The 512-nt window shown below is 59.0% G+C and carries 1 rRNA gene; it reads left to right on the top strand.

Annotation, left to right across the window (positions count from 1 at the left end):
• Window positions 1-512, top strand: a 23S ribosomal RNA gene (locus tag ABD976_RS29390); the annotation flags it as partial.

Genomic DNA, 512 nt, shown 5'->3' on the forward strand with positions numbered 1-512 from the left:
AGGTTAACCCGTTGGGGGGTAGCCGGAGCGAAAGCGAGTCTGAAGAGGGCGTCGAGTCGCGTGGTGCAGACCCGAAGCGGAGTGATCTACCCATGGCCAGGGTGAAGCGCGGGTAAGACCGTGTGGAGGCCCGAACCCACCAGGGTTGAAAACCTGGGGGATGAGTTGTGGGTAGGGGTGAAAGGCCAATCAAACTTCGTGATAGCTGGTTCTCCCCGAAATGCATTTAGGTGCAGCGTCGTGTGGTGCTCGGGTGGGGTAGAGCTACTGGTTGGCTGATGGGCCTTCGCGGGTTACTGAGGTCAGCCAAACTCCGAATACGCCCGGGTTGGAGCGCGGCAGTGAGACGGCGGGGGAGAAGCTTCGTCGTCGAGAGGGAAACAGCCCAGAGCATCGGCTAAGGCCCCTAAGTGTGCGCTTAGTGGAAAAGGATGTGGGATCGCCGAGACAACCAGGAGGTTGGCTTAGAAGCAGCCATCCTTGAAAGAGTGCGTAATAGCTCACTGGTCAAG

The organism is Saccharopolyspora cebuensis, from assembly GCF_039542665.1.
GTDB lineage: Bacteria > Actinomycetota > Actinomycetes > Mycobacteriales > Pseudonocardiaceae > Saccharopolyspora > Saccharopolyspora cebuensis.